The 1973-nt window shown below is 61.7% G+C and carries 2 protein-coding genes; one reads left to right on the forward strand and one right to left on the reverse strand.

Going from position 1 to position 1973, the window contains the following annotated elements; all coding sequences use genetic code 11:
• Nucleotides 1–455 precede the first annotated feature (455 nt).
• Entirely contained in the window at nucleotides 456–1265 is an 810-nt protein-coding gene (locus tag HMPREF3014_RS28595; protein WP_023087045.1) for a hypothetical protein, read from the forward strand.
• Nucleotides 1266–1317: 52 nt separating this feature from the next.
• Here the strand turns inward: HMPREF3014_RS28595 and radC are convergent, their stop codons facing one another.
• On the reverse strand, nucleotides 1318–1827 hold the full coding sequence (radC, locus tag HMPREF3014_RS28600) for a RadC family protein (RefSeq protein ID WP_009616213.1): 510 nt from the start codon (nucleotides 1825–1827) through the stop codon (nucleotides 1318–1320).
• Nucleotides 1828–1973 lie beyond the last annotated feature (146 nt).

Consider the following 1973-nt stretch of genomic DNA (forward strand, 5'->3'; position numbering starts at 1 on the left):
CCCGCGACGGTCAGGAGCGCGCGGACGGGGGCCGTCAAGGAGACAAGCGCCGGGTAGGTGCGGCCCGCAGGCGCAGCCGAGGACACGGCCCGGCGCGCCTTGACGGCTCAAGGCCGCGGGCTACAGTCGCGACAAGGTGATGAATTCAGGGAAAGGCGGATCGACAGGCAACGGCCACAGCGTTAGCGCAGACGCCACGCAAGCGCAGCGCGCAGGCCCTGCGTAGCCGGGCCGAAGGCATCAGCCGAACGCCGTGAGGGAACGATGGAAACCCGAATGGGGCGAGACTCGCGCAGCGTGGCTCGATGCACAGCATGACAGCGCGCCCGGCCATTGGCCGGGATGCCCAAAAACAGAGGTACCTGAGAGCAGGTCGAACAATGGGCTTTGGGGTACCGACAAGCGCAACTCGGCTCATTACGCTGCAAAGCATCCTCACCACTCAGAGAAGACCCATGCGTACCGCACCGACCCCACCCCCGCAGCAAACCTGCGAGAACATCCTGATCGACGATAAAACCTACAACGTTGAGCACAACATCCTGCCCAGCGAAAACGCCATCATCGATCGCCTGCTCGCGCGACGCCTCGAACTGAATGAAGCCTACGGTGAGCTGTACGACAAACTGCACCTGCATCCTCGGGCACTCTCGGTATTCCTGAGCCTCTTGCTCAGTACCGCAGCCTTCTGGGCCCCAGATAAGATCGCCAGGGCTCGTGGTCAACGGGACGAACTTGTCGACACCAACCAGCAGATTGCGCAGAAAGCCGAGGAACTGGCCCAACTGCTGGAGCACCGCTCCAACCTGCACAATACATCGGGTTTCAGCAGTGACACTCACTACCATGTCTGTAACGTAATTGAGGATGCAGCGAAGGATCACTACCTCTTTAACGCCTATGTTAAGGAGCGCCTGAACACCGTTCGCAACCAGTTCGAATGGAAGTACTGGCCCACCGTGGAACAGTTCGTTCGAGCGCTGGGCAGAGATGCCAACGGCGCCGAACTGGAGGCCACAGATCCGCTGACTCGAGCCGCAACCGCAGCCACACGCCACTCGCCTGCGGACTTCTTCAAGGCACTCTTCGCCGCCATCGAGGAGAACAGCGAACGGAGCGGTGGTCCGCTACTCGAAGGCTTCAGGCTCAGCGATGCCACGCTGGCCTCGCTGGTGAACGGCGCATTGGATCTGGGCCCTGACGAACTGAAAGACAGCGCCTACGTGAAGCGACTGCGACAACGCGAACGCAATAGCGACAAGTGATGCACGGCCAGCAGGCAGGGCGCAGCAAAAAAGGGGCCGAAGCCCCCTGCTGTCAGAGCAGCCCCTGCTCCGCAAATGATGCTGTCGCCTCGCCACCCACGATGATGTGATCCAGCGTGCGCACATCCACCAGCGCCAGGGCCTCCTTGAGGCGCTGGGTCAGCACCTTATCTGCCTGGCTGGGCTCTGGATTTCCGCTCGGATGGTTGTGCGAGAAAATCACCGCCGCTGCGTTGACGCGCAGTGCCTCCTTCACTACTTCCCGTGGATACACCGCCGCCGCATCGATGGTGCCGCGAAACAACTCCACATACTCAAGCAGCCGATGCTGGCTGTCGAGGAATAGCGCCGCAAACACCTCGTGCTCAAAACCAGCCAGTTTGGTGCGCAGGTAGTCCTTGACCAGCTCCGGCGACGTGAACAACGCTCCACGCTGGTATTTCTGGTCGATCACCTGACGCGCCATATTCAGGATCTGATCTGCAGACGCAGGCAGGTAGCGCCCCTGTGCATCACGCACCAGCAGCATGGCATCGAACGAGGAAAAGGAAAGTTGCGACATGATCGTGCTCCGGTTGCTCGGGCGGAATTGCCCGGAACCGGCGCCAGCACGGCGCAGCGCAGCTGTCAGGGGTCACCGACGGCCGCCAGGACGCCAGCGTGCAAGGCACGTGCAGCCCTTGACGGCGAGAACGCCGTGATACGGTG

It is taken from the genome of Pseudomonas sp. HMSC065H01 (assembly GCF_001815235.1).
Taxonomy (GTDB): domain Bacteria; phylum Pseudomonadota; class Gammaproteobacteria; order Pseudomonadales; family Pseudomonadaceae; genus Pseudomonas; species Pseudomonas aeruginosa.